Raw genomic sequence first — 2,364 nt, forward strand, 5'->3', positions numbered from 1 at the left:
TTGGGCCTCCGCCTGTCGGTCGGCGCCGAGGTGATGATCGAACTGCCGCCCGGCAGTTCGCTGCCGATGGCCGAAGCCGAAGTGGTCGGCTTCTCCGGCGACAAGCTGTTTCTGATGCCGACCACTGAAGTGATCGGCCTGTTGCCCGGCGCACGCGTTTTTCCGCTCGAAAGCGCGCCGATCGCCGATCCGATGGCGGGCGCCAAGCGTCTGCCGGTCGGCTGGGAACTGCTCGGCCGCGTGCTCGACGCGTCGGGCCGGCCGCTCGACGGGCTCGGCCCGCTCGGCACGCAAAGCGATGCGCCGCTGTCCGCGCCGGTCATCAACCCGCTCAATCGCGAGCCGATCCACCAGGTGCTCGACGTCGGCGTGCGCGCGATCAACGCGCTGCTGACGGTCGGCCGCGGGCAGCGCATGGGGCTGTTCGCGGGCTCGGGTGTCGGTAAATCGGTGCTGCTCGGCACGATGGCGCGCTACACCTGTGCCGAGGTGATCGTGATCGGCCTGATCGGCGAACGCGGCCGCGAAGTGAAGGAATTCATCGAGCAGATTCTCGGCGAGGAAGGGTTGGCGCGCTCGGTCGTGATCGCCGCGCCCGCCGACGTGTCGCCGCTGTTGCGCATGCAGGCCGCTGCCTATTCGACCTCGCTCGCCGAATATTTCCGCGACCAGGGCAAGCACGTGCTGCTGCTGATGGACTCGCTGACCCGCTACGCGATGGCGCAGCGCGAGATCGCGCTGGCGGTCGGCGAGCCGCCCGCGACCAAGGGCTATCCGCCGTCGGTGTTCGCAAAGCTGCCTGCGCTCGTCGAGCGCACCGGCAACGGTCCGGCGGGCGGCGGCTCGATCACTGCGTTCTACACGGTGCTGACCGAAGGCGATGACCAGCAGGACCCGATTGCCGACTCGGCGCGCGCGATTCTCGACGGCCATATCGTGCTGTCGCGCACGCTCGCCGAGGCGGGCCACTATCCGGCCATCGATATCGAAGCGTCGATTAGCCGGGCAATGACCGCGCTGATCGACGAGAACCACCTGAATAAAACGCGTATGTTCAAGCAGATGCTGTCGCGCTATCAGCGCAACCGCGATCTCATCAATGTGGGCGCGTATTCGAGCGGACGCGATGCGGTGCTCGATCGCGCGATCGCGCTGTATCCGCGGATGGAACAGTTTCTGCAGCAAGGATTTCGCGAGTGTGCGAACTTCGCGCCGAGCATCGACATGCTGAACGCGCTGTTTGTGTAGGCACCGTTGCCGCCGGCAGCCAATGTGCCGGCGCGGGCCGCCGGAGCGGCCGGGCGCGAGGTGCGAGGTGCGAGGCTCATCGAGGTGCGTCGGGGTTCGAGGGCGCAGCGGATGGCTCGCGGTATCCGCGAGTGGCATGACGCGGGGATCGTCTTGCTGGCGGTCCGTCGCGCGACCGATTATTTTTAAGGGAACGTGCTTTTGCGCCGTCCTCGCACGACGCAAAAGCATGCTCGCAAGCCCGCCATGAGCGGGAAACAGGCCCGAGGAGGTTGACGATGGCGAAACATTTCCCGATCAAGACGCTGATCGGTCTCGCACAGGACGACGTGGACGCCGCCGCGCAACGCCTCGGCCGCGCGCAGCGCGAGCGCAACGACGTCGAGGCGCAGCTGAACGCGCTCGTGCAGTACCGCGACGAATACCACGCGCGCTTCACGGCGACGGCCCAGAGCGGCATGCCGGCCGGCAACATGCGCAACTTCCAGGCGTTCATCGACACGCTCGACGCCGCGATCGAACAGCAGCGCAATCTGCTCGGCGCGGCGAACGCGCGCGTCGAAGCGGCGAAGCCCGAATGGCAGCGCCAGAAGCAGCGGCTCGGCTCGTACGAAGTGCTGCAGGCGCGCGGAGAGGCTGCCGAAGCGAAGACCGCCGCGCGGCGCGATCAACGCGATTCCGACGAATATGCCGCGCGGATTCTGCGCATGCGCGCCGAGGGCGCGTGATGCATGTGGCGCCGAACGCTGCCGGGTTTCACGGCGTTCGCCTGACCGGACACCCCGCCCCCGTTTGACGGATTCACAGGATTTCCTATGTCGCTTCTTTCAGAGATCGGCTCGCAAGTCAGTTCGCTGCTCGGTGGCAATGGCTCGACCGGCGCGGCCTCGAGCGCCGCGGTCAACGTGATGCCGTTCGCGCAGACCTTGCAGCAGAGCATCGATCAGCAGAACAGCGCGGCTTCGCAGAGCGCGAGCCAGCAGCAGAGCAGTTCGCCGACGGCATCGCCGACCCAGACGTCGAGCGTGCATGACGCACCGCCGCCCGCGTCCACGCCGAAGAGCGCGAGCGGCAGCCAGAGCGGCGCGGGCACGGCGTCCGCTGCGTCGGCGGGAC

The 2,364-nt window shown here is 67.5% G+C and carries 2 protein-coding genes and 1 pseudogene; all 3 read left to right on the forward strand.

Features of this window, described 5'->3' with window-relative positions:
- On the forward strand, positions 1-1,248 hold a 1,248-nt coding region (gene fliI, locus GXB81_RS30825; protein WP_205991191.1), incomplete at its 5' end, for a flagellar protein export ATPase FliI.
- 278 nt (positions 1,249-1,526) lie between these two features.
- Positions 1,527-1,976 carry a flagellar export protein FliJ gene (gene fliJ / locus GXB81_RS30830; protein WP_167047409.1) on the forward strand — a complete coding sequence of 150 codons (450 nt, stop codon included), beginning with the start codon at positions 1,527-1,529 and terminating at the stop codon, positions 1,974-1,976.
- 87 nt (positions 1,977-2,063) lie between these two features.
- A pseudogene (locus GXB81_RS30835) lies at positions 2,064-2,364 on the forward strand (flagellar hook-length control protein FliK); the annotation flags it as partial.

Source organism: Paraburkholderia sp. Ac-20336 (assembly GCF_017105025.1).
Taxonomy (GTDB): domain Bacteria; phylum Pseudomonadota; class Gammaproteobacteria; order Burkholderiales; family Burkholderiaceae; genus Paraburkholderia.

What these genes read in the sequence shown, in the direction of transcription:
- fliJ (WP_167047409.1), top strand. Translation starts at nt 1,527, where the DNA reads ATGGCGAAACATTTCCCGATCAAGACGCTGATCGGTCTCGCACAGGAC.